27 protein-coding genes are annotated in these 23,291 nt (G+C 59.2%); 18 read left to right on the top strand and 9 right to left on the bottom strand.

The annotated features are described in order from the left end of the window. Positions 1-35 precede the first annotated feature (35 nt). Complete coding sequence (locus EM858_RS08900; RefSeq protein ID WP_127756476.1) at positions 36-1,286, top strand: cytochrome-c peroxidase; 1,251 nt, start codon at positions 36-38, stop codon at positions 1,284-1,286. On the opposite strand, the gene leuB is transcribed toward EM858_RS08900, so the two are convergent. From leuB to EM858_RS08915, 3 genes are all read right to left on the bottom strand, one after another. Further along, the gene (leuB, locus tag EM858_RS08905) at positions 1,267-2,379 is read right to left on the bottom strand and encodes a 3-isopropylmalate dehydrogenase (protein ID WP_127756477.1); all 1,113 of its coding nucleotides are present in this window, start codon (positions 2,377-2,379) and stop codon (positions 1,267-1,269) included. The two genes, EM858_RS08900 and leuB, sit on opposite strands and share 20 nt — an antisense overlap. 222 nt (positions 2,380-2,601) lie before the next feature. After that, positions 2,602-3,207 (bottom strand): 3-isopropylmalate dehydratase small subunit, encoded by a 606-nt coding sequence (leuD, locus tag EM858_RS08910; protein ID WP_127756478.1) that lies wholly within the window; start codon positions 3,205-3,207, stop codon positions 2,602-2,604. A gap of 166 nt (positions 3,208-3,373) precedes the next feature. Beyond that, complete coding sequence (locus tag EM858_RS08915) at positions 3,374-3,604, bottom strand: hypothetical protein (RefSeq protein ID WP_020809819.1); 231 nt, start codon at positions 3,602-3,604, stop codon at positions 3,374-3,376. A gap of 110 nt (positions 3,605-3,714) precedes the next feature. Here EM858_RS08915 and EM858_RS08920 point away from each other — a divergent pair, with 110 nt between their 5' ends. Both EM858_RS08920 and EM858_RS08925 read left to right on the top strand, forming a co-directional pair. Beyond that, positions 3,715-4,626, top strand: a complete 912-nt coding sequence (locus EM858_RS08920) for a CoA ester lyase (RefSeq protein ID WP_164865373.1) — start codon at positions 3,715-3,717, stop codon at positions 4,624-4,626. Continuing rightward, positions 4,623-4,829: a DUF1737 domain-containing protein gene (locus EM858_RS08925; RefSeq protein WP_003505258.1), complete on the top strand. Its 207-nt coding sequence runs from the start codon at positions 4,623-4,625 to the stop codon at positions 4,827-4,829. Before EM858_RS08920 ends, EM858_RS08925 begins: the two co-directional genes overlap by 4 nt. Before the next feature lie 19 nt (positions 4,830-4,848). On the opposite strand, the gene EM858_RS08930 is transcribed toward EM858_RS08925, so the two are convergent. Further along, entirely contained in the window at positions 4,849-5,289 is a 441-nt protein-coding gene (locus EM858_RS08930) for a metallopeptidase family protein (protein ID WP_003520258.1), read from the bottom strand. A 330-nt stretch (positions 5,290-5,619) separates the two neighbouring features. Between EM858_RS08930 and rplU the strand changes: the two genes are divergently transcribed. The 14 genes from rplU (at position 5,620) to EM858_RS09000 (ending at position 17,801) form a co-directional block, all read left to right on the top strand. Next, positions 5,620-5,934 carry a 50S ribosomal protein L21 gene (rplU, locus tag EM858_RS08935; protein ID WP_003492690.1) on the top strand — a complete coding sequence of 105 codons (315 nt, stop codon included), beginning with the start codon at positions 5,620-5,622 and terminating at the stop codon, positions 5,932-5,934. A 40-nt stretch (positions 5,935-5,974) separates the two neighbouring features. Further along, positions 5,975-6,244: a 50S ribosomal protein L27 gene (rpmA, locus tag EM858_RS08940; RefSeq protein WP_003492686.1), complete on the top strand. Its 270-nt coding sequence runs from the start codon at positions 5,975-5,977 to the stop codon at positions 6,242-6,244. Between the two features lie 131 nt (positions 6,245-6,375). Further along, positions 6,376-7,008 (top strand): GNAT family protein, encoded by a 633-nt coding sequence (locus tag EM858_RS08945; RefSeq protein ID WP_127756480.1) that lies wholly within the window; start codon positions 6,376-6,378, stop codon positions 7,006-7,008. After that, a complete protein-coding gene (locus EM858_RS08950) occupies positions 7,005-7,598 on the top strand; it encodes a GNAT family N-acetyltransferase (RefSeq protein WP_127756481.1) in 594 nt (197 codons plus the stop codon). The genes EM858_RS08945 and EM858_RS08950 overlap by 4 nt, the downstream gene beginning before the upstream one ends. A gap of 168 nt (positions 7,599-7,766) precedes the next feature. Beyond that, a complete protein-coding gene (obgE, locus tag EM858_RS08955) occupies positions 7,767-8,834 on the top strand; it encodes a GTPase ObgE (RefSeq protein WP_080815495.1) in 1,068 nt (355 codons plus the stop codon). Then, positions 8,831-10,000 (top strand): glutamate 5-kinase, encoded by a 1,170-nt coding sequence (gene proB, locus EM858_RS08960; protein ID WP_127756482.1) that lies wholly within the window; start codon positions 8,831-8,833, stop codon positions 9,998-10,000. The genes obgE and proB overlap by 4 nt, the downstream gene beginning before the upstream one ends. Further along, positions 9,993-11,279, top strand: a complete 1,287-nt coding sequence (locus EM858_RS08965) for a glutamate-5-semialdehyde dehydrogenase (protein ID WP_164865374.1) — start codon at positions 9,993-9,995, stop codon at positions 11,277-11,279. The genes proB and EM858_RS08965 overlap by 8 nt, the downstream gene beginning before the upstream one ends. A 3-nt stretch (positions 11,280-11,282) precedes the next feature. Further along, positions 11,283-11,906, top strand: coding sequence for a nicotinate-nucleotide adenylyltransferase (locus EM858_RS08970; protein ID WP_164865375.1), 624 nt, complete (start codon positions 11,283-11,285; stop codon positions 11,904-11,906). Positions 11,907-11,975: 69 nt separating this feature from the next. Then, complete coding sequence (rsfS, locus tag EM858_RS08975) at positions 11,976-12,464, top strand: ribosome silencing factor (protein ID WP_127756483.1); 489 nt, start codon at positions 11,976-11,978, stop codon at positions 12,462-12,464. 159 nt (positions 12,465-12,623) lie between these two features. Beyond that, positions 12,624-13,106: a 23S rRNA (pseudouridine(1915)-N(3))-methyltransferase RlmH gene (rlmH, locus tag EM858_RS08980; protein WP_127756484.1), complete on the top strand. Its 483-nt coding sequence runs from the start codon at positions 12,624-12,626 to the stop codon at positions 13,104-13,106. Positions 13,107-13,265: 159 nt separating this feature from the next. Beyond that, positions 13,266-14,663, top strand: coding sequence for a murein hydrolase activator EnvC (locus EM858_RS08985; RefSeq protein ID WP_080857110.1), 1,398 nt, complete (start codon positions 13,266-13,268; stop codon positions 14,661-14,663). Next, a complete protein-coding gene (locus EM858_RS08990) occupies positions 14,653-15,981 on the top strand; it encodes a S41 family peptidase (protein ID WP_080815499.1) in 1,329 nt (442 codons plus the stop codon). Before EM858_RS08985 ends, EM858_RS08990 begins: the two co-directional genes overlap by 11 nt. Before the next feature lie 61 nt (positions 15,982-16,042). Continuing rightward, the gene (locus EM858_RS08995; protein ID WP_127756485.1) at positions 16,043-17,242 is read left to right on the top strand and encodes a divergent polysaccharide deacetylase family protein; all 1,200 of its coding nucleotides are present in this window, start codon (positions 16,043-16,045) and stop codon (positions 17,240-17,242) included. Positions 17,243-17,288: 46 nt separating this feature from the next. Then, entirely contained in the window at positions 17,289-17,801 is a 513-nt protein-coding gene (locus tag EM858_RS09000; protein WP_127756486.1) for an RNA pyrophosphohydrolase, read from the top strand. 42 nt (positions 17,802-17,843) lie between these two features. Here the strand turns inward: EM858_RS09000 and bfr are convergent, their stop codons facing one another. The 4 genes from bfr to EM858_RS09020 form a co-directional block, all read right to left on the bottom strand. Beyond that, entirely contained in the window at positions 17,844-18,329 is a 486-nt protein-coding gene (bfr, locus tag EM858_RS09005) for a bacterioferritin (RefSeq protein ID WP_003520274.1), read from the bottom strand. Next, positions 18,295-18,606 carry a (2Fe-2S)-binding protein gene (locus tag EM858_RS09010; protein ID WP_003505234.1) on the bottom strand — a complete coding sequence of 104 codons (312 nt, stop codon included), beginning with the start codon at positions 18,604-18,606 and terminating at the stop codon, positions 18,295-18,297. The genes bfr and EM858_RS09010 overlap by 35 nt, the downstream gene beginning before the upstream one ends. Positions 18,607-18,872: 266 nt before the next feature. Then, entirely contained in the window at positions 18,873-19,598 is a 726-nt protein-coding gene (phbB, locus tag EM858_RS09015; protein ID WP_127756487.1) for an acetoacetyl-CoA reductase, read from the bottom strand. Between the two features lie 171 nt (positions 19,599-19,769). Further along, on the bottom strand, positions 19,770-20,951 hold the full coding sequence (locus EM858_RS09020) for an acetyl-CoA C-acetyltransferase (RefSeq protein WP_127756488.1): 1,182 nt from the start codon (positions 20,949-20,951) through the stop codon (positions 19,770-19,772). A gap of 243 nt (positions 20,952-21,194) precedes the next feature. On the opposite strand from EM858_RS09020, the gene phaR reads away from it, so the two are divergent. Then, positions 21,195-21,770 carry a polyhydroxyalkanoate synthesis repressor PhaR gene (gene phaR / locus EM858_RS09025; RefSeq protein ID WP_003520279.1) on the top strand — a complete coding sequence of 192 codons (576 nt, stop codon included), beginning with the start codon at positions 21,195-21,197 and terminating at the stop codon, positions 21,768-21,770. A 60-nt stretch (positions 21,771-21,830) separates the two neighbouring features. Here phaR and EM858_RS09030 read toward each other — a convergent pair whose 3' ends face one another. After that, positions 21,831-23,207 (bottom strand): MFS transporter, encoded by a 1,377-nt coding sequence (locus EM858_RS09030; protein ID WP_127756489.1) that lies wholly within the window; start codon positions 23,205-23,207, stop codon positions 21,831-21,833. Positions 23,208-23,291 lie beyond the last annotated feature (84 nt).

Here is a 23,291-nt window from a genome sequence, read left to right on the forward strand (position 1 = left end):
CTGCTCTCGCGCATTTATATCGAGCGTGCCTATCGATGATGAAACCCGGATTTTTTGTCTCTGCTGCTCTTGCCGCATCCATCCTGCTGGCCCCCTTGGGCACCGGTGTCGATGGCATGGCTGCCCACGGCGGTGAAGACTATGCGACGCTGGAAAAGCTCGGTGCGGCGCTGTTCGACGATCCCGGTCTCTCGATGAACCGCACCATGGCCTGTTCCACTTGCCATATGCAGGCAGCCGGTTTTTCCGATGCGCGGGAGAGCGACAAGGTGGGGCGGGACGTATCGCTTGGCGATGACGGCATTTCACTGGGCGACCGCAACGCGCCGACTGCAGCTTATGCCCGCTTCACGCCACCTTTCGGCAGGAATGCGGCGGGAGAGTATATCGGCGGGCAGTTCTGGGATGGCCGCGCCTCCCTGCTTGAAGATCAGGCGGGCGGTCCGCCGCTCAATCCCCTCGAAATGGGCATGCCGGACAAGGCCTCGGTCGTCAAACGGCTCAGGGAAAACCCGGACTATGTCGCGGCTTTCGGCACGCAGTTCGGCAAGGATGTTTTTGAAAGCGACGACACCGCCTATGCCGCGATGACGAAGGCGCTGGCGAGCTTTGAGCGCTCGGATGAGTTCTCCACCTTCGATTCTAAATATGACCGCTTCCTGCGCGGCGAGGAGAAGCTGACGGATCAGGAAGAGCTGGGTCGGGTTCTGATCTCCTCGACGCAATTCACCAATTGCAATACCTGCCATGAAATCCGTGGCGCCAAGGGCCTGGAAGACGGCCTCTTCACCAACCATAAATATTTCAACATCGGCGTTCCCGCCAATATATCGGTTCGGGCCGTAAACGGCTCCAAGCCGGGCGCGATCGATCTGGGGCTGGCGCAAAATCCGGAAGTTGCCGGCGATGCCGCCCAGCGTGGCAAGTTCAAGGTGCCGACGCTGCGCAATGTCGCGGTCACTGGTCCTTACATGCACAATGGCGTGTTCAAGGATTTGCGCACAGTGGTGCTGTTTTACGTGAAATACAAAAGCAAGAAGCCGAGCCGCCAGATCAATCCGGAAACGGGCAAGACGTGGGATGCGCCGGAAGTGCCTGAAAATATCGCCATGGCGGAACTGACATCCGCGCCGGCGCTGGACGACAAGCGTGTGGACGCCATCGTCGCCTTTCTGAAGACGCTGACTGACAAAAGATATGAGCATCTTCTGCCGAAGGAAGATGGGCAGGCGAAGGTGCCGCCTGCCCAGCCGGTTTCGTCCAGCGTTACGCCGAAAGCGCCTTGAATTCGGCGAGAACCGCGTCACCCATTTCAGAGGTTCCGACCTGACGGCTGCCCTCGGCCATGATGTCGGCGGTGCGGATGCCCTTGTCCAGCACGTTTGCGATTGCCGCTTCGAGTTTCGTTGCCTCATCCACCATGTTGAACGAGTAACGCAGGCACATGGCGAAGGACGCGATCATGGCGATGGGGTTGGCGATACCCTTGCCGGCAATATCCGGGGCCGAACCGTGGACCGGCTCATACATGGCCTTGCGCTTGCCGGTCTTGGCGTCAGGCGCGCCAAGCGAAGCGGAGGGCAGCATGCCGAGCGAGCCGGTGAGCATGGCGGCGACGTCGGAGAGCATGTCGCCGAAGAGATTGTCGGTGACGATCACGTCGAACTGCTTGGGCTTGCGCACCAGCTGCATGCCGCCGGCATCGGCCAGCATATGTTCCAGCTGAACGTCCTTGAATTTGGCGGCGTGGGTTTCGGTGACCACCTGGTTCCACAGAACGCCGGATTTCATCACGTTGCGCTTTTCCATCGAGCAGACGCGGTTGTCGCGGGTGCGGGCCAGTTCGAAAGCGACGCTGGCGATGCGCTCGATTTCGAAAGTGTCGTAGATCTGCGTGTCGATGCCGCGCTTCTGGCCGTTGCCGAGATCGATGATCTGCTTCGGCTCACCGAAATAAACGCCGCCCGTCAGCTCGCGGACGATGAGGATATCGAGGCCTTCGACCAGTTCCGGCTTCAGCGAGGAAGCGGCGGCAAGTGCGGGGTAGCAGATGGCCGGGCGCAGATTGGCGAAAAGTTCGAGATCCTTGCGCAGGCGCAGCAGACCGGCTTCCGGGCGGTGCTCGTAGGGCACGCCATCCCATTTCGGGCCGCCGACGGCGCCGAACAGGATCGCATCGGCGGCAAGCGCCTTTTCCATATCCGCATCGGAAATCGCCACGCCATGGGCGTCATAGGCAGAGCCGCCGACCAGACCCTCCGAGACGGTGAAGCCGGCATCTTGCGCGCTGTTCATATAATCGATCAGCTTACGGACCTCAGTCATGGCCTCCGGGCCGATACCGTCACCGGGCAGAAGGAAAAGCGAACGGACTGTCATGAGAACCCTCCTTGGGCGGCGCGCCGGAAAACATCCTGAAGGGTTTTCGATTGCGGCGAACGCGGCGTCAAACTCGTTTCCGTCCAGCACATGAGAAGTCGTATCGCGGCCGGACGGGATCGGAGGCTTCTTATCTCCGCCTCAAGGGCTTTTCAAGCAAAGCAAAAGCCGATCCGGTACGGTTTGGTACGGGATCGGCTTTTTTGAAGAGCAGAAATGCGGTCAGGCCCAGGGGCGGACCGAGGCGTTTGCCTTTTCGAAGGTATCGATAGCGCCGGAATGTTCGAGCGTCAGGCCGATATCGTCCAGACCGTTCAGCATGCAGTGACGCTTGAACTCATCGATCTCGAAGGTGATCGTACCGCCATCGGGGCCGCTGATTTCCTGACTTTCCAAATCTATGGACAGAACGGCATTCGATCCGCGGGACGCATCGTCCAGCAGCTTTTCGAGGTTCTCGGGGGTGACGACGATCGGCAGAATGCCGTTCTTGAAACAGTTATTGTAGAAGATGTCGGCGAAGCTGGTGGAGATCACGCAGCGGATGCCGAAATCGAGAAGCGCCCATGGCGCATGTTCGCGCGAGGAACCGCAACCGAAATTGTCACCCGCGACGAGAATCTGGGCGTTCTGGTAGGCGGGCTTGTTCAGTACAAAATCCGGATTGGGCGAGCCATCCTCGAGATAACGCGACTCGGCGAAGAGGCCCTTGCCGAGGCCGGTGCGCTTGATGGTCTTCAGATAGTCTTTCGGAATGATCATATCGGTGTCGATATTGACCACCGGCATGGGCGCGGCAACGCCCGTCAGCTTGGTGAATTTTTCCATCTGTCGCTTCCCGTGTTTCCCTTCGACAAAATCCGGGGCTGGTTAAAGCCCACCGGACGTGTTCTGCCGGGAAATACTGCAAAACTCATCACTTTAGAAGCGCAAACCCGCCTTCTTCGGTACGCCGCGCGCGGTGCTCTGGCATTTTTGCCGATTAGAGACGATCTCAGAGATCGATAATCGTGCCTTTGCCGTCGTTCCAGACGCGCATATCGCGCTGGTTACGGGGCTTGACCGGAATGGGGGCCGGCTTCAGACGCGCGGAAAGCAGGCGGGCAGCGCTGAGAACCGCGAGCACGCCGATAAAAGCGACCGTGAGCGACGCGGTGAACAGGGCGACTATCGCCAGAATTGCAATGCCGGATGCGGCGATGAAAAACGAACGTATGCCTTGCATGATCCAAACCTTTCTATCCAGACGAATGTGGGCCTTCTTCTTCCGGCTTGCAAGAGGATTCAGTGGATTGTCAGCTTGCAGATGTCACAAAAGCTTGACACAAGTGCGGCATGGTCAATTTTTCCGAAAATATTCTTGTGAGACCACGTCGTTCGTTGCTCTCCGTGCCGGCCATCAATGTCCGGGCACTGGAAAAAATCCGCGATCTCGATTGTGATGGGGTGATCCTCGATCTGGAGGATTCGGTCGCACCCGGGATGAAGGGCAAGGCGCGGGACAATCTGCAAAAACTGTTTTCGGAAGGGCCTTTTGCAGCGGGCGAGACCATTATCCGCATCAACCCGTTTTCCACGCCCGACGGGAAGGCGGATTTGGAGCTTGTGCTTTCCTGCCGGCCGGATGCAATTCTTTTGCCGAAGGTGGAGCAGCCGGCCGATATTCACGATGTGGCCGATCTTCTGGCCGAGGCGGATGTGTCGGAGCACCTGAAAATCTGGGCGATGATCGAAACGCCGCTTGGCGTCCTGAATGCCGCCTCGATTGCTGACGCGGCCCATACGCCGGATGCGAGGCTTTCGGCTTTTGTCATCGGGCTCAACGATCTGCGCAAGGAAACGCGGGTGCCGGCCCTTCCCGGACGCACTTATCTCGTACCCTGGATGATGCAGGTGGTGCTTGCCGCCCGTGCCTATGGTCTGGATGTCATCGATAGCGTCTCGAACGATTTCCGCGATATCGCCGCTTTCGAAGCCGAATGTGAGCAGGGTCGCGCCATGGGGTTCGATGGCAAGATGCTGATCCATCCGGCCCAGATCGAGCCGGCCAATCGGCGCTTCGCCCCGGACGAGGCAGCGGTTGCGGAAGCTCGCGAGATCATTGCCGCTTTCGCAAAACCCGAATCTGTGGAATTGAACGTCATCAACATGAACGGGCGGATGATCGAACGGCTGCATGTGGGCCAGGCCGAAAGGCTGGTCGCCATGGCCGATATCATCGCACAAAGAGAGGCAAATAAGACGTGAAGGTCTATCGTTTCATAACTGGTCCCGACGACGCGAAATTCTGTCACCGGGTCACCGAGGCGCTGAACAAGGGATGGGAACTCGCGGGTTCGCCAAGCTACGCCTTCAACGCCGCAAGCGGCGTCATGCATTGCGGCCAGGCCGTGACCAAGGTGGTCGAGGGCAAGGAATACCATCCGGACATGAAGCTCGGCGAGCAGTGAGCGGCGCCAGCCGCCCCGATCAGCGATCGGCGGCGGCTTCGTCGGCGCTTTCTTCGATCCGTTCCATGTCATCATCCGACAGGCCGAAATGGTGGCCGATTTCGTGGATGAGGACATGGGTGATGATATCGCCCAGCGTTTCCTCGTTCTCGGCCCAGTAGTCGAGAATGGGACGGCGATAAAGCGTGATGCGGTTCACCATCTCGCCCGTTTCCATGGTGAAACGTTCGGAGATGCCGCGCCCCTCGAACAGTCCGAGAAGATCGAAGGGTGTTTCGAGCGCCATGTCTTCGAACACGTCATCGGTCGGAAAATCGGCGATCTCGATGATGAGATCTTTCGTCAGTGCGCGAAATTCTTCCGGCAGGTGGCCATATGCCTCGATCGCAAGCGACTCGAAGGCGGAAAGTGTCGGCGCATGGCGGTCCCGCCAATCGTCGGTCTGGTCTATGCGGGCCATTTCTGCTCCTTGTTGGAAGGCCCATATAAACACTTGCTGGACAAATTTCGAGACCCGACTGCTTCACCCGCCGAAAAAGCATGAAATTCTTGGCGTTACAGTTACTTTTCAAGCCGTCGTCATCTTGACATAAACGGGCGTCTCGCGTAATCGGCACCCAAATTGATGGCGTAGTGCGCCTTCTGTTTATTCCGCCCTTCAAAAGGCGGCTTCACCGGCAGACATTCAAAGGGGCATTCAGTCCTGACGGATTTCCGCTACTCCGACTGATAAAAAGACGGCCAGCTTGCATTTGCGGGCAGAGTCGGAACGAACATGAAAGGATAAAAAATGTTCGCAGTCATCAAGACCGGCGGTAAGCAGTACCGCGTAGCGGCCGACGCCGTGCTGACCATCGAAAAGCTGGAAGCAGAGGCAGGCGCAACTGTAGAATTCACCGAAGTTCTCGTTGTTGGCGAAGGCGCCGACGCCAAGTTTGGTGCACCCTTCGTCAAGGGCGCCATCGTCAAGGCTGAAGTTGTCGAGCACAATCGCGGCAAGAAGGTCATCGCCTTCAAGAAGCGTCGTCGTCAGAACTCCAAGCGTTCGCGCGGTCATCGTCAGCATCACACTGTCGTCCGCATCACGGACATCGTTGCTGCCTGATCGGCGCGACACGGGAAACAAGGTTTAAAGGAGAACTCCAATGGCACACAAAAAAGCTGGCGGTTCCTCGCGTAACGGTCGCGATTCCGAATCCAAGCGCCTTGGCGTAAAGAAGTTCGGCGGCGAAGCTGTCATTCCAGGCAACATTATTCTGCGTCAGCGCGGCACGCAGTGGCATCCGGGCGCCAATGTTGGCATCGGCAAGGACCACACGATTTTCGCACTGACCGCAGGTAACGTGAACTTCCGTACGAAGGCCAACGGCCGCGTATTCGTATCCGTGGCCCCGAAAGCGGAAGCCGCAGAATAAGCCGGTAAGCGTCATATGCAGCCGGTGTCCCATCGACCCGGCTGAGACGTATCAGGTTCAGTCAAGAAAACAGGGGAGATGGGGCACCACCCAACTCCCCTTTTTCTTTAACCCCAAGGAGGGACTGAACCATGCAAGCTGAATTGTTGAGGGTCGACCAATCACGGTCACCCGAAGAGCGGCCGAGGCCCGATCGGTCGAGGAGCTATTGCCCCGTTTTACTGTCGCAGAGGCTGGTTTTACGCAAGCCTCACGAAGAAGACATCGACGCCCTTGCCCATCTTGCCAACAATGCCAATATCGCGACCATGGTGTCGCGTATGCCGCACCCTTACACGGCCAAAGACGCCGCGGATTTTGTGCGACGCTCCAAAGCTGGCGAGATTGGCAAGTGCGTCTACGCGATTACCCGCATGGACAATGGCGAGTTTCTGGGCTGCTGCGCGCTCGAACCCCAGGAAGACGAAAAGACGCTGGAGATCGGTTACTGGCTGGGGGAACCCTACTGGAACCGCGGCTATATGACGGAAGCGGCGCATGCGCTGATCGACATGGCCTTCCGCACGCGTGAAATCGATCAGATCGATGCTCGTTGCCGGGTCACCAACATCGCGTCGCGCCGCGTCATCCAGAAGTGCGGTTTCCAGTTCCAGGGCTCCGGCATGGTCGGGTCTCTGGCGCTTGGCGGCATGGTGCCGGTCGAATGGTACAGGCTCGACCGCAAGACCTGGGTTTCGCTGAAGAGCTGGGGGGACATGGGATGAGTGCGCTCGAACTGACCCGACGGCGGACTGCCCCCATCGTGGCGCCGCCCGGCCCCTGCCCCGTCATCGAGACATCGCGTCTGGTGCTGCGGCCGCAGCGGCTTTCCGACGCCGGCAGCATTGCGGAATCGCTTGGCGATTTCGCCGTGACCAGAATGCTGGCCCGCGTTCCCGCGCCCTACCACAAGCAGGATGCGCTGGAATGGCTGGTCTTGCGCACCTCCGGCACCCTGCCCGACTGGGATTTCGCCATTACCAGCGGCGACGATACCCTGATCGGTGTCGTCTCGGTGGAATTGCGGCACGGCGAGTGGCATCTCGGCTACTGGCTGAACCGCTTCTACTGGGGCAAGGGTTACATGACCGAGGCGGTGGCCGCCGTGGTCGAGCGGTTCTTCCGCCGCATGCCCGGAGTGACCCTTCACTCCGGCGTATTTGCGGATAATCCCGCCTCGCTGCGCGTGCAGGAAAAACTCGGCTTCCGGGTGACCGGTTGCCACCAGGTCTACGCCACGGCGCGCGCCGCCATGGTGGCGCATATCGGTACGGTGATTACGGCTGAGGATTTCATTCAGCCGCATCGCACTTGAGGAGCATTGCAAGGCCGGTTTGATCCAAACCGGCCTTGTCTCGCGCATGGGCTTCCCGCACGATAGTCTTTGACCTCGTGAAGAAGCGCTTGTATTCGAAACGACGATATTTTTGTTCGACGCAACGGCAAGATTGTTGCGTCCGCAAACCGACAGAACGGCAGTCCGATGAAATTTCTCGATGAAGCAAAAGTCTATATCAAGTCCGGTGATGGCGGCGCGGGCGCCGTTTCGTTCCGGCGCGAAAAATTCATCGAATTCGGCGGTCCTGACGGTGGCGATGGCGGGCGCGGCGGCGATGTCTGGGTTGAGGTGGTCAACGGCCTCAACACGCTGATCGATTTCCGTTTCCAGCAGCATTTCAAGGCCTCCATCGGACAGCACGGCATGGGCAAGACCCGCACCGGCGCCAAGGGTTCGGATGTGGTGCTGAAGGTACCCGTCGGTACGCAGATCTTCGAGGAAGACAATGAGACGCTGATCGTCGATCTGACGAAAGAAGGCCAGCGGTTTCGTCTTGCCGCCGGCGGTAATGGCGGTTTCGGCAATGCCTATTTCAAGTCGTCCACCAATCAGGCGCCCACCCATGCCAATCCCGGCCTCGCAGGCGAGGAAAAAACGGTCTGGCTTCGCCTGAAACTGATCGCCGATGCCGGTCTCGTCGGTTTGCCCAATGCGGGTAAATCCACGTTCCTTGCGACGGTCACCCGTGCGCGGCCGAAGATCGCCAATTATCCCTTCACCACCCTTCATCCGAACCTGGGCGTCGCTACCATCGATGGCCGTGAATTCGTGCTGGCCGATATTCCTGGCCTGATCGAAGGCGCGCATGAGGGTGTTGGCATCGGTGACCGCTTCCTCGGCCATGTGGAGCGTACCCGCGTGCTTCTGCATCTCGTTTCCGCGCAGGAGGAGAAAGTCGGCAAGGCCTATAAGACTGTTAAGGCCGAGCTGGACGCCTATGGCGGCGGGCTGACCGACAAGCCGGAAATCGTGGCGCTGTCGCAGATCGACGTGCTGGATGAAAAAGAGCTGAAAAAGAAGGCCAAGGAACTGGAGAAGGCCTGCGGCCGTCCCCCGCTACTTCTTTCCGCTGCCGCCCATATCGGCATGACGGAAGCGCTGCGCGCCCTTCGCGATATCATTGTCTCGGCGAGCAATGGCGGCGAAACCGCCCTTCCCGATCGTTCGATGCCTTCCGAGAGCGAGGTTGAGGAAGAGGACGACCGTCTATGAGCCTGATGCGCAAGCTGCTGGCGAGCCATCACCGGATCGTCATCAAGATCGGGTCGGCGCTTCTGGTGGACCGGAAGACCGGTCTCAAGAAAGACTGGCTCGACGCCATCTGCGAGGATATCGCCGCGCTGAAGAAAAATGGCGCGGATGTGCAGGTTGTGTCTTCGGGCGCCATCGCGCTTGGCCGCACCGTGCTTGGCCTGCCTTCCGGTGCATTGAAGCTGGAAGAAAGCCAGGCGGCGGCGGCTGTTGGCCAGATCGCGCTGGCGCGCGCATGGTCGGAAAGCCTGTCGCGGCATGAGATCGTCGCCGGCCAGATTCTTCTGACGCTCTCCGATACCGAAGAGCGTCGCCGTTATCTCAATGCGCGCGCCACCATCAACCAGTTGCTGAAGATCGGCGCTATCCCGATCATCAATGAAAACGATACCGTGGCGACCACCGAGATCCGTTATGGCGACAATGACCGTCTGGCGGCGCGTGTGGCGACCATGACGGGCGCCGATCTTCTGGTGCTGCTTTCGGATATTGACGGGCTTTACACGGCTCCGCCGCATCTCGACCCCGACGCGAAATTCCTTGAGACGATTGCCGATATTACGCCCGAAATCGAGGCCATGGCAGGCGGTGCGGCATCCGAGCTTTCACGCGGCGGCATGCGCACCAAGATCGACGCGGGCAAGATCGCAACCGCTGCCGGCTGCGGCATGATCATCGCTTCCGGCAAGACGCTTAATCCCTTGAAGGCTATTGAAAACGGCGCGCGCTCCTCATGGTTCGCACCTTCGGGCACGCCGGTGACGGCGCGCAAGACCTGGATTGCCGGGCAATTGCAGCCGGCCGGCGAAATCCACGTGGATGCCGGCGCGGAAAAGGCTCTCTATGCCGGAAAAAGCCTGCTTCCAGCGGGTGTGCGACTGGTGAAGGGCAATTTCGGCCGTGGTGACGCAATCGCCATTATCGGTGCGGAAGGCCGTGAAGTCGCTCGTGGTCTTGCGGGCTACGATGCTGAAGAGGCGCGTCTTATCATCGGTCACAAGTCCAACGAGATCGAGGCGATCCTCGGTTATGTCGGGCGGGCGGCCATGATTCATCGTGACGATCTGGTGATGACGGGCGCTGCCGTCAAAGTTAAAAATGCAAAGAAGGATGAGGTCCATGCCTGAACAGGCCGTGAAGCAGAGCCATGATATTGACGCGCTGATGATCACCATCGGCGCTCAGGCGAAAGCTGCTTCGCGACCGTTGTCCATTGCCGGCACAGACCAGAAGAACCGCGCGCTGCTTGCCATGGCCTCCGCCATCGAGGCATCCAGGGATGCGATCCTTGCCGCCAACAGGAAAGATCTGGCCGCGGCGGAAAGCGCAGGCCTTGCCGCTTCCTTCGTGGACAGGTTGACGCTCAACGATGGAAGGATCGCCGGTATTGCCGAAGGCATCCGTTCGGTTGCGGCGCTGCCAGATCCGGTTGGCGAAGTCATCGCCGCCTGGGATCGTCCGAATGGGCTGAAGATCGAGCGCGTGCGCACGCCGCTCGGCGTCATCGGCGTGATTTACGAAAGCCGCCCAAACGTGACGGCGGATGCCGGCGCTTTGTGCCTCAAGGCGGGCAATGCCGTCATTCTGCGCGGCGGCTCGGATTCGCAACATTCATCGCGTGCTATCCATGCCTGCCTCGTGGAAGGCCTGAAGATCGCCGGTCTTCCCGAGCATGCCATTCAGCTGGTGCCGGTGACCGACCGCGCCGCTGTCGGCGCACTTCTGGGTGGATTGAACGGCACGGTTGACGTCATCGTGCCGCGCGGCGGCAAAAGCCTCGTGGCGCGCGTGCAGTCGGAAGCCCGTGTGCCGGTTTTCGCGCATCTGGAAGGCATTTGTCATGTCTATATCGACAAGTCGGCCGATCTCGACATGGCGAAACGTATCGTCGTCAACGCCAAGATGCGCCGCACCGGTATTTGTGGGGCGGCCGAAACGCTGCTGGTGGATGCCGCTGCCGTTTCCACGCATCTTACGCCGCTCGTCAAAGCCTTGATCGAAGCCGGCTGCGAAGTGCGCGGTTCGCAGGCCGTTCGCGATGTGGTGGCGGGTCTCACGCCGGCAACGGAAGAGGATTGGCGTACCGAATATCTCGATGCGATCATTTCGGTCGCCGTGGTGGAGGGTATTTCGGGCGCGATCGAGCATATCGGCACCTATTCGTCCAACCACACCGAGGCGGTGATCGCCGAGGATCCCGATGTGGTCGCGCGTTTCTTCAACGAGCTCGATTCGGCCATTCTGCTGCACAATGCCTCGACGCAGTTCGCGGACGGCGGCGAATTTGGCATGGGTGCTGAAATCGGCATTGCCACGGGCAAGATGCATGCGCGCGGCCCGGTCGGCGTCGAGCAGCTTACCTCGTTCAAATACCGGGTGCATGGCACCGGCCAGACACGGACCTGATATTTGCCGGCTGACAAGCGCCTCGACAGACGTTATCTCACCATGCCGCATGTGGAGCGCGGCATGGTCGTCGGCCTGTTCGGCGGTTCTTTCAATCCGCCGCATGCGGGTCACGCGCTTGTGGCCGAGATTGCGTTGCGCAGGCTCGGTCTCGACCAGCTCTGGTGGATTGTCACACCGGGGAACCCGCTGAAAAGCCGTTCGGAGCTGGCGTCTCTGGAAGATCGCATCGCCGCCTGCGAAAAGCTGGTCCACGATCCGCGCATCAAGGTGACGGCCTTCGAAAAATCACTGGGGATGAGCTATACGGCGAATACGCTTGCCAAGGTGAAGGCGAAAAATCCGCATGTCCGTTTTATCTGGGTCATGGGAGCGGACAATCTGAAAAGCTTCCATCGCTGGCAGAAATGGCGGCGGATCGCCGAGACATTCCCGATTGCCGTGATCGATCGGCCAGGCTCCACGCTTTCTTATCTCTCCTCCACCATGGCGCAGGCCTTCAGCCATGCACGGGTGGATGAGGACGATGCCGGCGTTTTGTGGAAAAAAGCGGCCCCTGCCTGGGTTTTCATTCACGGCCCGCGCTCGACGCTCAGCTCCACGGCGCTGCGCAACGGTCGTAAATGACGCCTTCGATCACAAATGATGTATGTGCCGGGTGTCGAAGGGTCCATATCTTGAAAAGTTAATGCTTTGATGCCACCTTCATTGTGTGACGCAGAGAATCGCGTCGCGCAGTGCCTGTTTTGTCATTCTTGGAAAGGAAAACCTCTGACAACAGTACACGCCAAGGGAAGAGCATTTGTTGCTATCCCGAAGGGCCAGGACAGTGGCGACGATGCCGCCGGCCATGCCCTCGAAACCGTCCTCGCGAGCCTCGAGGACTCCAAGGCTGAAGATATCGTATCTCTCAACATTGCCGGAAAATCGGCGCTTGCGGACTACATGGTCGTGGTCTCCGGGCGGTCGAACAGGCATGTCTCGGCGATTTGCGAGCATCTTCTCAAGGATATGAAGGATGAAGGGTTCGGAAACGCCCGCGTCGAAGGTCTCGAGACCGGAGACTGGGTGCTGATCGATACCGGCGACATCATCGTTCATGTGTTCCGCCCGGAAATCCGCGCCTTCTACAACATTGAAAAAATGTGGGCGACGCCGGACATGCCGGAAGAGACGCTGCATTGATGCGGTAAGCCTTTGAGCGAGTGCATCGCTTTTGCCGAAGATCATATCTGACTTCGGAAACGGTGCCTCTGGCCGGAAATCAGACCGGCCGCATAGGAATCCGCAGGCTATGCTGTTAAGAGCGTGACCCTGTTGGGTCACGACGAATGCAGGTTTGCGATGCGGATTTCAATTTTTGCGGTGGGACGGCTGAAATCCGGCCCCGAAAAGGATCTTGCGGCCCGTTATATCGAGCGTCTGGCAAAGGCCGGCCCGGCGATCGGGCTGGAGTTTTCGCGGGTGATCGAGGTTGCCGAAAGCCGCGCTTCCAATGCGGAGACCCGCAAGCGCGAAGAAGCCGCGATGCTGGAAAAACATTTGGCCGATGGTGCTGCCCTCGTGCTGCTGGACGAGCGCGGAAAGGCGCTGGACAGTCCTGCCTTCGCTTCATTTTTTGGCGATTTGCGCGATAGCGGCAAGCGAGACCTCGTGATCGCCATAGGCGGAGCTGACGGGCTCGATCCCGCGCTTTACGACAAGGCGACGGCCGTTCTCAATCTCGGCAAGCTGACATGGCCGCATCAGATAGTTCGTATCCTGATCGCCGAGCAGCTTTACCGCGCCGTCACGATCCTCTCCGGTCATCCCTATCATCGCGTTTGATCGGGTTTCGATTCGGATAATTGTCTCAATTTCAACATGAAGCTCCGCGACACCGCTGGCAGCGCACGGCTTCGGCGGCGGCCTTTCCAGGGCCTCTTGGAAGATCGCGGCAAAATCCCTAATATCGGCGCTTCTGCTTCGGCATCAAAGAAAGTTCACATGGACAACAGGCCTCAACGAAAACGGCACGCTGCCCTTGCGGGCGCGGTTATCGCTGCTTTCGTCATGGGCATCGGTCCGACCTATTCGCGAGACGATGCAGGCGCCGTTCCGGCCGCTGGCGATGATTCGTCGCCGGATGCGCTGCAGACGCTGGAGAAGCGCCGCGACCAGAACCGGCAGGATCTGGAGGAACTGGTCGACAGCATTGGTCTTTCGGAAGACAAGACAAGGAAGCTTGAGGAAAGCATCGCCTCCCTCAATCAGGACAGCGCACGCATCCGGGAAGAGCTGATCGCATCGGCTGCTCGGCGCAAGGCGCTGGAAACCAAGATCAGCGACGGTGAGGATCGTCTGGCCAAACTTTCCGTGCGCGAGGATGGCGTCAAGGCGTCGCTGCGGGAAAGACGCGGCGTGCTGGCGGAGGTTCTGGCGGCGTTGCAGCGCATGGGCCGAAACCCACCCCCCGCCCTTCTCGTCTCGCCGGAAGATGCGCTTGCGTCCGTGCGAAGCGCCATTCTTCTCGGCGCCGTCGTGCCCGGCATTCGCGGTGAAACCGACAAGTTGGTCGCCGCTCTCAAAGAATTGACTGATCTGAGGCAGGCAATCGCTCGCGAAAAGGACGATCTTACGGGTATGATGACGGCAAGTCTGGAAGAGGAAAAACGCCTCGACCTGCTGATTGCCGAAAACGATCGCAAGAACACCCAGACGGCGGCGGAGCTGGAGGCGGAACGCAAGCGATCTGAAGAGCTTGCGAGCAAGGCGACGAGCCTCGAGGGGCTGGTCAGTTCGCTTGAAGGCGAGATTACCTCGGTGCGGGAGGCGATGGAAAAGGCGCGGGCGGAAGAGCAGCGCCTGGCCCGTCTTTCGGAGGCGGAACGCGAAAAGGAGCGGGCCGCGGCCGAGGCTGGAATGCCCGATAAAAACCGCATTGCGCCCGCATATCCCTTCGCGAGTTTGAAGGGAAAGCTGGAGCTGCCGGTTACCGGCGAGGTGCTGCGGCGCTTCGGCGATGCGGATGGAACGGGCCACTTTTCCAAGGGAATTGTCGTCGCGAGCGGACCGGAAGCCATCGTGACGGCGCCTGCAGACGGCTTCGTGGTGTTTGCCGGAGATTTTCGCAGTTATGGCCGGATGATCATCCTCAATACGGGCGATGGATATCATGTGGTGATGACGGGCATGGACAATGTGAGGACGCGGCAGGGAATGTTCGTATTCTCCGGAGAGCCCATCGCCTCCATGGGTGCAAAAAGAGTAGCGAGTGCAGCAGCATTGGCGCTGGAAACCGACAGGCCAACGCTCTACATTGAGTTCAGGAAAGATGGTGTACCGGTTGATTCCCAACCATGGTGGACCGCAAAAAATACCGGAAGGGCGCACAATGATTCGTAAGGTTTCGCTTCTCCTTATCGGTGGGCTTATGGGCGCCACGGCGATGAGCGTGATTTATTCGGCGAGCATGCCGGCACAGGCGGCCGGGCCTTCGACCTATAAGGAACTGTCGATCTTTGGCGACGTGTTCGAGCGCGTGCGCGCACAATATGTGACGCCGCCGGATGACGAGAAGCTGGTGGAAAACGCCATCAACGGCATGCTGAGCTCGCTCGATCCGCATTCGAGCTTCATGAATGCCAAGGATGCCAACGACATGCGCACCCAGACCAAGGGTGAATTCGGCGGTCTCGGCATCGAAGTGACCATGGAGAACGAGCTCGTCAAGGTCATCACGCCGATCGACGATACACCGGCTTCCCGCGCAGGCATTCTCGCCGGCGATTTCATTTCGGAAATTGATGGTACGCCGGTTCGTGGCCTGAAGCTGGAACAGGCGGTCGAAAAGATGCGCGGCGCAGTCAAGACGCCGATCAAGCTGACGATCATCCGTCAGGGCGCCGACAAGCCGCTCGAATTCACCGTCATGCGCGATGTCATTGCCGTGCGGGCCGTCAAGTCCCGTGTCGAAGGTGACAATGTCGGTTATCTGCGCGTCATCTCCTTTACCGAGAAGACCTATGACGATCTCGAAAAGGCGATCAAGAAGATCAAGGCGGATGTGCCTGCCGACAAGCTGAAGGGTTATGTGCTCGACCTGCGCCTCAACCCGGGTGGTCTGCTCGATCAGGCGATCAATGTCTCCGACGCCTTCCTCGAGCGCGGTGAGGTCGTTTCGACCCGTGGCCGTAACCCCGACGAGACCCGCCGCTTCAACGCGACGGCAGGCGATCTGACCGATGGCAAGCCGGTAATCGTGCTCGTCAACGGCGGTTCGGCTTCGGCTTCGGAAATCGTTGCCGGCGCCCTGCAGGATCTGCGCCGTGCGACCGTGGTCGGCACGCGTTCCTTCGGCAAGGGTTCGGTCCAGACGATCATTCCGCTCGGCGAGGCGGGCGCGCTGCGCCTGACCACGGCGCTCTATTACACCCCGTCGGGTAAATCGATCCAGGGTACGGGCATTGAGCCTGACATCAAGGTGGAGCAGCCATTGCCGGCCGAGCTGCAGGGCAAGGTGACCACCGAAGGTGAATCCGGTCTTTCCGGCCACATCAAGGGCCAGAGCGAAACCGACGAAGGTTCGGGTTCCTCCGCTTATGTTCCGCCGGAAGCCAAGGACGACATCCAGCTCAACTATGCTCTGGACCTGCTGCGCGGCAGCAAGACGGATCCGTCTTTCCCGCCGAACCCGGAAAAGGCTGTGGTCAACAAGCAGTAAGATAGTGCGCCGGTCAGCCGGCGCATTCCATATATTGCCAACCGTTTGGACGGATCGTTCATTGCCTTCGGACCTGCGAAAACCGCTTCTGGGTCGTCAGAAAAAAAGCGCCGGTATCAACCGGCGCTTTTCCGTCATTATGGCTCTGTCGGTGCTTGCGGTTTTCTCAATCGGCGGCCTGTCCGTCTATACGGCGCTTTCGCCCGGCAATTTGCAGAAGACGGCGAGCGGGCCGGATGCACAGCCTCAGCTTGCCGAAAAAGCACCTGAAATCGCACCGGCCGATGGAACGGCTCCCGGCGATGCTGCCGGTCTCCAGCCGCAAAGCGGTCGCTCCGGCGCCAATATCAATCGCGAGACGATGCCCGACGGCAATGTCGTATCGGTTTACTCTCCCCGCCCGCGCGAGGGTGATGGGCCGGTGCTGATGAGCGGCCAGACCTATGGTCAGGATCCGCGCATGGCGACGCGACCCAATGAGGAGTTGCTGGAAGAAACCGCATTCGGCAGATTGCCGGTTGTCGGTGCGGACGGTTTGCGGCCGATGGAGCAATATGCGCGGCCCTGGTCCGGTGCACGTGGCACCCGGGTGGCGATCGTGGTCGGCGGGCTGGGTCTCAGCCAGACCGGGTCGCAAAAAGCGATACGGGAGCTGCCGCCGGAGGTGACGCTCGGTTTTGCCGCCAGCGGCAACAGCCTGCAACGCTGGATGCAGGAAGCGCGCCGACAGGGACATGAAATCCTTCTGCAGATACCGCTTGAGCCTTTCGGTTACCCCGGCACCAATCCCGGCCCGGACACCCTGCTGGCGGGTGATCCCGCCAAGGTCAATATCGACCGGCTGCATCGCTCCATGGCGAAGATCACCAATTACACTGGCATCATGAATTATCTCGGTGGGCGTTTCCTTGCCGAGCAGGCGGCGCTTGAGCCGGTCATGCGGGATATCGGCAAGCGCGGCCTGCTGTTTCTGGATGATGGTTCTTCGGCGCAGTCGCTGAGCGGCGGTATTGCCAAGGCGATTTCCGCGCCACAGGGTTTTGCCGATATTCTGCTCGACGGCGAAGTCACCGAAGCTGCCATTCTGCGCAAGCTGGACGAACTGGAGCGAATTGCACGGCGTAACGGCCAGGCGATCGGCGTTGCTTCGGCTTTCGATGAAAGCGTTGCCGCGATCTCCAGGTGGTCGCGCGAGGCTGGCGGGCGCGGCATCGAGATTGTCGGTGTTTCTGCGCTTGTTTCCGGGCAGGCAGGGCAGTAAACCTTGCGTGCGGCCATTTCTGGCGCTCAGACAGTGCGGGTTTCCCATGACAATCAAAGCAGAAGATTTGCCTTACCGTCCCTGTGCGGGAATTATGGTGCTGAACGCTGAGGGCCTTGTCTGGGTCGGACGGCGTATCAAGGAAGGTAATCCCGAATATGATGGCTCACCGCATTTGTGGCAGATGCCGCAGGGCGGCATCGATGACGGCGAGCGGCCTTTGACGGCCGCCATTCGCGAACTCTACGAAGAAACAGGCATGAAAACGGTGAGCCTGCTTGCGGAGGCGAGCGACTGGATTCACTATGACCTGCCACCCGAACTGATTGGTATCGGCCTCAGGGGTAAATATCGCGGGCAGGCGCAGCGCTGGTTTGCGTTCCGTTTCCAAGGCGACGAAAGCGAGATCCAGATCGATCCGCCGCCGACCGGGCACACGGCCGAATTCGATGCGTGGGACTGGAAGCCGATGGAAAGCCTGCCGGAGCTCATCGTGCCGTTCAAGCGCGGGGTATACGAACAGGTCGTGGCGGAGTTCCAGCACCTTTCCGGCAAATAAAAAAGGCGGCCAAGGCCGCCTTTTCTGTCGTATCGCCAGTGCTTATTCCGCTTCGTTGGCGGAATCGGCGTTGAGCTGGCCGTATTTTTCCTCGCCGATCTTGCCGAGCAGTTCGAGCTGGGTTTCGAGAAAGTCGATATGGCCTTCCTCGTCGATCAGCAGTTCTTCGAAAAGCTTCATGGAGACATAGTCTCCGGCCTCATAACAGATATCACGCGATTTCTTGTAGGAGGTGCGGGCGTCATATTCGCCGGCAAGGTCGGATTCCAGAACTTCCTTGACGTTCTGGCCGATGCGCAGGGGCGCGACGGTCTGAAGGTTGGGATGGCCTTCAAGGAAGATGATGCGTGCGACCAGCTTGTCGGCGTGCTGCATTTCCTCGATGGATTCAGCACGTTCCTTTTTGGCGAGCTTCGTGTAGCCCCAGTCTTCCAGCAAACGATAGTGAAGCCAGTACTGGTTTACCGCACCGAGTTCGAGAAAAAGGGCCTCGTTAAGCCGCTCGATGACTTTTTTGTCGCCTTTCAATGTCCGCTCTCCTGTTCTCTTCATGGAATTGCTTCAGGCGGGACATAAAATCAAAAACATCGGCCTCAGTCGAGTGGCGACGGGCATGATATTCTTCAGTGGTTTTGATGATCAGGTCGACAACGGTGGGGAAACAGCCGCAGCAGCGACCGCGCTTTTCCATGGCGTGATACACTTTTGCAGGAACGATGAGCTGCCAACAGTCCTCGTCGAGGAGCTCGTTGATGACGTCCCGGATATCGTGATCGGTGATGTAATTGCAGCTGCAAACCAGCATGATGGACTGCCTGTATGACGCAACACGTTGTTTTCGTTCTTAAACCAAAACAGGACAGCAAATGTCAAGAAAAACCTCTTAATGAGTCGCCAAGGATTTTCTAGACTCATTCTAAACTATACAAAAACTATCGTATTTTCATTAGTTTAGGCAGTGCATCATTCCAGTGTTTCATCTTCAAGTTTTTGTGCGCAGCAAAATTATGGAAGCTGAGATCACGGAAAGTTTACTGGGTTCAGGCGGCCGGGAAGGCGGGATCGACGGCCTCAGGCGAAATATTGCCCGCCATTGGCCGTCATGGTCGAACCGGTGATGAAACCGGCCTCGTCGGAAACCAGAAACAGAACGCAGCGCGCGATTTCTTCCGGTTCACCCAGCCGTCCAACGGGAATTTGCGGCACGATGCGCTCAGTCAGAACCTTCTCCGGTATCGCTCTTACCATCTCCGTGCCGATATAGCCGGGGCAGATGGCGTTGACGGTGATATTGCGGCTGGCGCCTTCCTGGGCGAGCGCCTTGGTAAAGCCGATGTCGCCCGCTTTCGAGGCGGAATAATTGGCCTGTCCCGCCTGACCCTTCTGGCCATTGATGGAGGAGATATTGACGATGCGGCCGAAGCCGCGGTCGCGCATGCCCGGCCATACGGGATGGGTCATGTTGAAGACGCCGTTGAGGTTGGTGTCGATAACCTCGCGCCATTGCTGCGGCGACATTTTATGGAACATCGCATCGCGGGTGATGCCGGCATTGTTGACGAGCACCTCGACGGGACCGAAGGTCTCTTCCACCTGGGCTATGCCATTGACGCAGGCGTCATAGTCGCGCACGTCCCACTGAAAAGCGGGGATGCCGGTTTCTTTCTGGAATGCTTCCGCCCTGTCCGTCGTGAAGGCGTAATTGACGGCCACCCGGTAGCCGGCCGCCTGCAGGGCGCGGGCGATTGCGGCGCCTATGCCGCTCGTCCCGCCGGAAATCAAAGCAACCCGGCTCATATCGGCCTCCATGACCTGTCATTGAAGCGCCTGCATATGCAAGGATGCTTCCATATCGTGCAGAACTTGTTCGTCGTGCTCACCGGCCACAGAAATGCGGCCAATGGGAGGCCGCTTCTACCCTATTGCGCGCTGAACCGGAATTGCTTTTTGGCAAGTCGTGCGGCGGTTTCAGAGCGCTTCGATGCACATGGCGACACCCATGCCGCCGCCGATGCAGAGCGTTGCGAGACCCTTCGACACGTTACGGCGGCGCATTTCGAAAATCAGGGTGTTGAGAACGCGCGCGCCGGAGGCGCCGATCGGATGGCCGATGGCAATCGCCCCGCCATTGACGTTGACGATGGCAGGATCAAGACCAAGTTCGCGCACCACGGCGCAGGACTGGGCCGCAAAGGCTTCGTTGGCTTCCACAAGGCCAATATCGCTGATCGACCAGCCGGCCTTGGCCAGCGCTTTGCGGGAGGCGGGAATGGGGCCGGTGCCCATGATCTGCGGATCGACACCTGCCGTCGCCCAGGAGGCAATACGGGCGAGCGGCCTGATGCCGCGCTTTCCTGCTTCCTGTTCCGACATCAAAAGCGTGGCGGCGGCGCCATCGTTCAGACCGGAGGCGTTGCCGGCCGTGACCGTCCCTTCCTTGTCGAAGGCGGGGCGCAGCTTGGCCATGGTTTCCAGCGAAGCCCCAGCGCGGATATGCTCATCTGTATCAATGACGATATCGGCTTTACGGCCCTTCACCGTGAAAGCCACGATCTCATCTGCAAAACGGCCGGCGCTTTGCGCGGCTTCGGCCTTGTTTTGCGATGCGACGGCGAATTGGTCCTGCTCGTCGCGGGAAAGCTGCCATTGGCGGGCGATGTTTTCAGCGGTGATGCCCATATGATAGCCGTAAAAGGCGTCGATAAGGCCATCTTTCAGCATGGTATCGATCATCTTGAAATCGCCCATCTTCACGCCGCCGCGCAAATGGGCGCAGTGAGGCGCCATGGACATGGATTCCTGGCCGCCGGCAATGACGATGTTCGCGTCGCCGGTCGCGATCTGTTGCATGCCGAGGGCCACGGCGCGCAGGCCGGAGCCGCAGAGCTGATTGAGGCCGAAGGCGGTCGCTTCCTGTGGAATGCCGGCCTTCATGGCAGCCTGCCGCGCCGGGTTCTGCCCCTCGCCCGCCGTCAGGACCTGACCGAGAATGACCTCATCGATTTCCTTCGCCGCGACACCGGCGCGCTCCAGCACGGCGCTGATGACGGTCGCCCCGAGTTCGTGGGCTGGCGTATTGGCGAAGTGGCCATTGAAAGAGCCGACGGCTGTGCGCGCGGCGCTGGCAATCACGATTGAAGGCAGGGTCATCAGTTTTCTCCTCACTTGCGGGCGGAGACTGGCAAAGCTTTCAATACAAGTCAAATGGCGAAAGTTGCTTTAAAAGATGTTGCTAAATCACGCCGAAATCTTGCGGAAAATTGCTGCGCAAAAAACAAACTGTTGCGATGCACAAAACATTTGTCAGAGGGCTCGTTTTGCGCATACACTTTGCGCCGGGAAGAGCAAGAAGACCAAAAAACAAGAAAATACCATCATCGCGAGGAGGCGGGCATGGCGAAACACGACGGCGAAACAATCATTAAAAAATACGCCAACCGGCGGCTCTACAATACCGGCACCAGCACCTATGTGACGCTCGATGATCTGGCGCAGATGGTCAAGCGCGGTGAGGACTTCAAGGTTCAGGATGCCAAGTCCTCCGAAGACATCACGCATGCGGTGCTGACGCAGATCATCGTCGAACAGGAGGCCAAAACCGGCAATACGTTGCTGCCGACGGCGTTTCTGCGACAATTGATCTCCTATTACGGCGACCAGATGCAGATGGTCGTGCCGACATTTCTCGAACATTCGATGAAGACCTTTTCCGACCAGCAGAGCCAGATGCAGGAGCATATGGCCAAGGCTTTCGGCGATGGTTCGCTTGCCCGCAATTTTCAGGCGCCGCTGCAAATGATGGAAGAGCAGATCCGCCGCAATACCGAACTGTTCCGGCAGGCGATGCAGGGTTTCACGCCTTTCGCAATGCCGCAAGCACCCAAGGAAACCCGCAAGCCGAATGCATCCGAAATCGATGAGCTGAAGGCGCAGTTGCGCGCATTGCAGCAAAAGCTCGATCAGCTCTGATTCTGCGTCATTCTGGCCGATGCTGGATTTGACCGCCGCATCGGCTGCTGCTTCTGGCTTTCAGCCTGCCGTTCTTTCCGGCACGCGCAACAGGAGCAGGAAACCTGCCCCCAGAAATACGATGAGCGTGGCCATGCCGATATGGGCGGAGCCGCTTATATAGGTTGCTATGGAAAATGACAGCGTCGCCATGAAACTCGTGGCGCGTCCGGAAAGCGCGTAGATGCCGAAGTAACGGCCCGCTTCTGCAACAGTGATATTGCGGGCGAGATAAGAGCGGGACGATGCCTGGACGGGTCCGAAGGCGAGGCCGATCAAAACGCCATAGAGCAGATAGGCTTTTTCCGCGCCTGTCGCGAAGATGCCGCCATTGTCCGCCGTCGACAATTGTACCCAGCCAAACAGCGTCGAGCCTTTTTCCGTGGAGACGATGCCGAGCGTAGCGAGCAGCAAAAGCACCAGACTGATAAGGATGGTGATGCGCGAGCCGAGTTTCTGATCAACCCGCCCGGCGGCAAAACAGCCCGCGATGGCGACGACGTTGAGCAGGATGCCGAAGAGGCCGATTTCCATCGTCGCCCAGCCGAACATACCGGCGGCAAATGCTCCGCCCAGTATGAGAACGCCATTGACGCCATCCTGATAGAGCATGCGCGCGATCAGGAACCGCAAAAGCATGGGGCGGTAGCGCAGCTCGCGAAGCGTGATCTTCAGCTCCCCCAGTCCCGAGCGGATCGCGGCTGCGAAGGGCAAGCCCTTTTCAGCGTCGGGAGTGAGAAGAAACATCGGCAGAATGAAGATGAGATACCAGAGCGCGGCGAGCGGGCCGGTTATTCTGGCATCCTCGCCGGTTGCCGGGTCGAGACCGAAAAGCGGCTTGATGCCGGCGATGGTCAGCCCGGTCTGTGGATTGGCGGCCAGAAGCGTCACCACGGCAATCAGCACCACCATCCCGCCGAGATAACCAAGCCCCCAGGCGAGATTGGAAATGCGCCCGACATTTTGCGGGTTGGTCAGGCGCGGCATCATGGAATCGTTGAAGACGATAGAAAATTCCGCCGCGATGGAAGCGAGGATAATACAGATAATCGGCAGGATGAGCGGCGATCCCGGTGTTGCGAACCACAGGAAGAAAAGACTGACAATCTTGATGACGGCAAAAAAGGCGATCCACGGCTTGCGCGCGCCGGACTGGTCGGCGATGGAGCCGAGAATGGGGGAGAAGAGGGCGATGATGATCGACGACACCGTCGCCATGTTGCTCCATGTCGCCTGCGCCGAAATCGGATCGTCGGTGAGCCGGGCGACGAAATAAGGCCCGAAAACGAAGGTCGTGACGACCGTGAAAAACGGCTGCGCCGCCCAGTCGAACATCACCCAGCCCCAGATGCCGCGTTTGGCAACCGCTGTTTCCGCATTTGGGGGAGGGACAGTCATTCATCGTCCTATCGGAAAATCGGGAAATAAAATGCGCGATGCGGGCGCATCCGTCTTGTCTGACGCCATCCGGGGGACCCGGAT

The sequence above is a fragment of the Agrobacterium sp. CNPSo 2736 genome, from assembly GCF_004005385.1.
Taxonomy (GTDB): domain Bacteria; phylum Pseudomonadota; class Alphaproteobacteria; order Rhizobiales; family Rhizobiaceae; genus Agrobacterium; species Agrobacterium leguminum.

Coding starts and splice junctions, on each gene's coding strand:
- EM858_RS08900 (WP_127756476.1), top strand. CDS start 36: ATGATGAAACCCGGATTTTTTGTCTCTGCTGCTCTTGCCGCATCCATC.
- leuB (WP_127756477.1), bottom strand. CDS start 2,379: ATGACAGTCCGTTCGCTTTTCCTTCTGCCCGGTGACGGTATCGGCCCG.
- leuD (WP_127756478.1), bottom strand. CDS start 3,207: ATGGAAAAATTCACCAAGCTGACGGGCGTTGCCGCGCCCATGCCGGTG.
- EM858_RS08915 (WP_020809819.1), bottom strand. CDS start 3,604: ATGCAAGGCATACGTTCGTTTTTCATCGCCGCATCCGGCATTGCAATT.
- EM858_RS08920 (WP_164865373.1), top strand. CDS start 3,715: ATGGTCAATTTTTCCGAAAATATTCTTGTGAGACCACGTCGTTCGTTG.
- EM858_RS08930 (WP_003520258.1), bottom strand. CDS start 5,289: ATGGCCCGCATAGACCAGACCGACGATTGGCGGGACCGCCATGCGCCG.
- rplU (WP_003492690.1), top strand. CDS start 5,620: ATGTTCGCAGTCATCAAGACCGGCGGTAAGCAGTACCGCGTAGCGGCC.
- rpmA (WP_003492686.1), top strand. CDS start 5,975: ATGGCACACAAAAAAGCTGGCGGTTCCTCGCGTAACGGTCGCGATTCC.
- EM858_RS08945 (WP_127756480.1), top strand. CDS start 6,376: ATGCAAGCTGAATTGTTGAGGGTCGACCAATCACGGTCACCCGAAGAG.
- EM858_RS08950 (WP_127756481.1), top strand. CDS start 7,005: ATGAGTGCGCTCGAACTGACCCGACGGCGGACTGCCCCCATCGTGGCG.
- obgE (WP_080815495.1), top strand. CDS start 7,767: ATGAAATTTCTCGATGAAGCAAAAGTCTATATCAAGTCCGGTGATGGC.
- proB (WP_127756482.1), top strand. CDS start 8,831: ATGAGCCTGATGCGCAAGCTGCTGGCGAGCCATCACCGGATCGTCATC.
- EM858_RS08965 (WP_164865374.1), top strand. CDS start 9,993: ATGCCTGAACAGGCCGTGAAGCAGAGCCATGATATTGACGCGCTGATG.
- rsfS (WP_127756483.1), top strand. CDS start 11,976: ATGCCACCTTCATTGTGTGACGCAGAGAATCGCGTCGCGCAGTGCCTG.
- rlmH (WP_127756484.1), top strand. CDS start 12,624: ATGCGGATTTCAATTTTTGCGGTGGGACGGCTGAAATCCGGCCCCGAA.
- EM858_RS08985 (WP_080857110.1), top strand. CDS start 13,266: ATGGACAACAGGCCTCAACGAAAACGGCACGCTGCCCTTGCGGGCGCG.
- EM858_RS08990 (WP_080815499.1), top strand. CDS start 14,653: ATGATTCGTAAGGTTTCGCTTCTCCTTATCGGTGGGCTTATGGGCGCC.
- EM858_RS09000 (WP_127756486.1), top strand. CDS start 17,289: ATGACAATCAAAGCAGAAGATTTGCCTTACCGTCCCTGTGCGGGAATT.
- EM858_RS09010 (WP_003505234.1), bottom strand. CDS start 18,606: ATGCTGGTTTGCAGCTGCAATTACATCACCGATCACGATATCCGGGAC.
- phbB (WP_127756487.1), bottom strand. CDS start 19,598: ATGAGCCGGGTTGCTTTGATTTCCGGCGGGACGAGCGGCATAGGCGCC.
- EM858_RS09020 (WP_127756488.1), bottom strand. CDS start 20,951: ATGACCCTGCCTTCAATCGTGATTGCCAGCGCCGCGCGCACAGCCGTC.
- phaR (WP_003520279.1), top strand. CDS start 21,195: ATGGCGAAACACGACGGCGAAACAATCATTAAAAAATACGCCAACCGG.
- EM858_RS09030 (WP_127756489.1), bottom strand. CDS start 23,207: ATGACTGTCCCTCCCCCAAATGCGGAAACAGCGGTTGCCAAACGCGGC.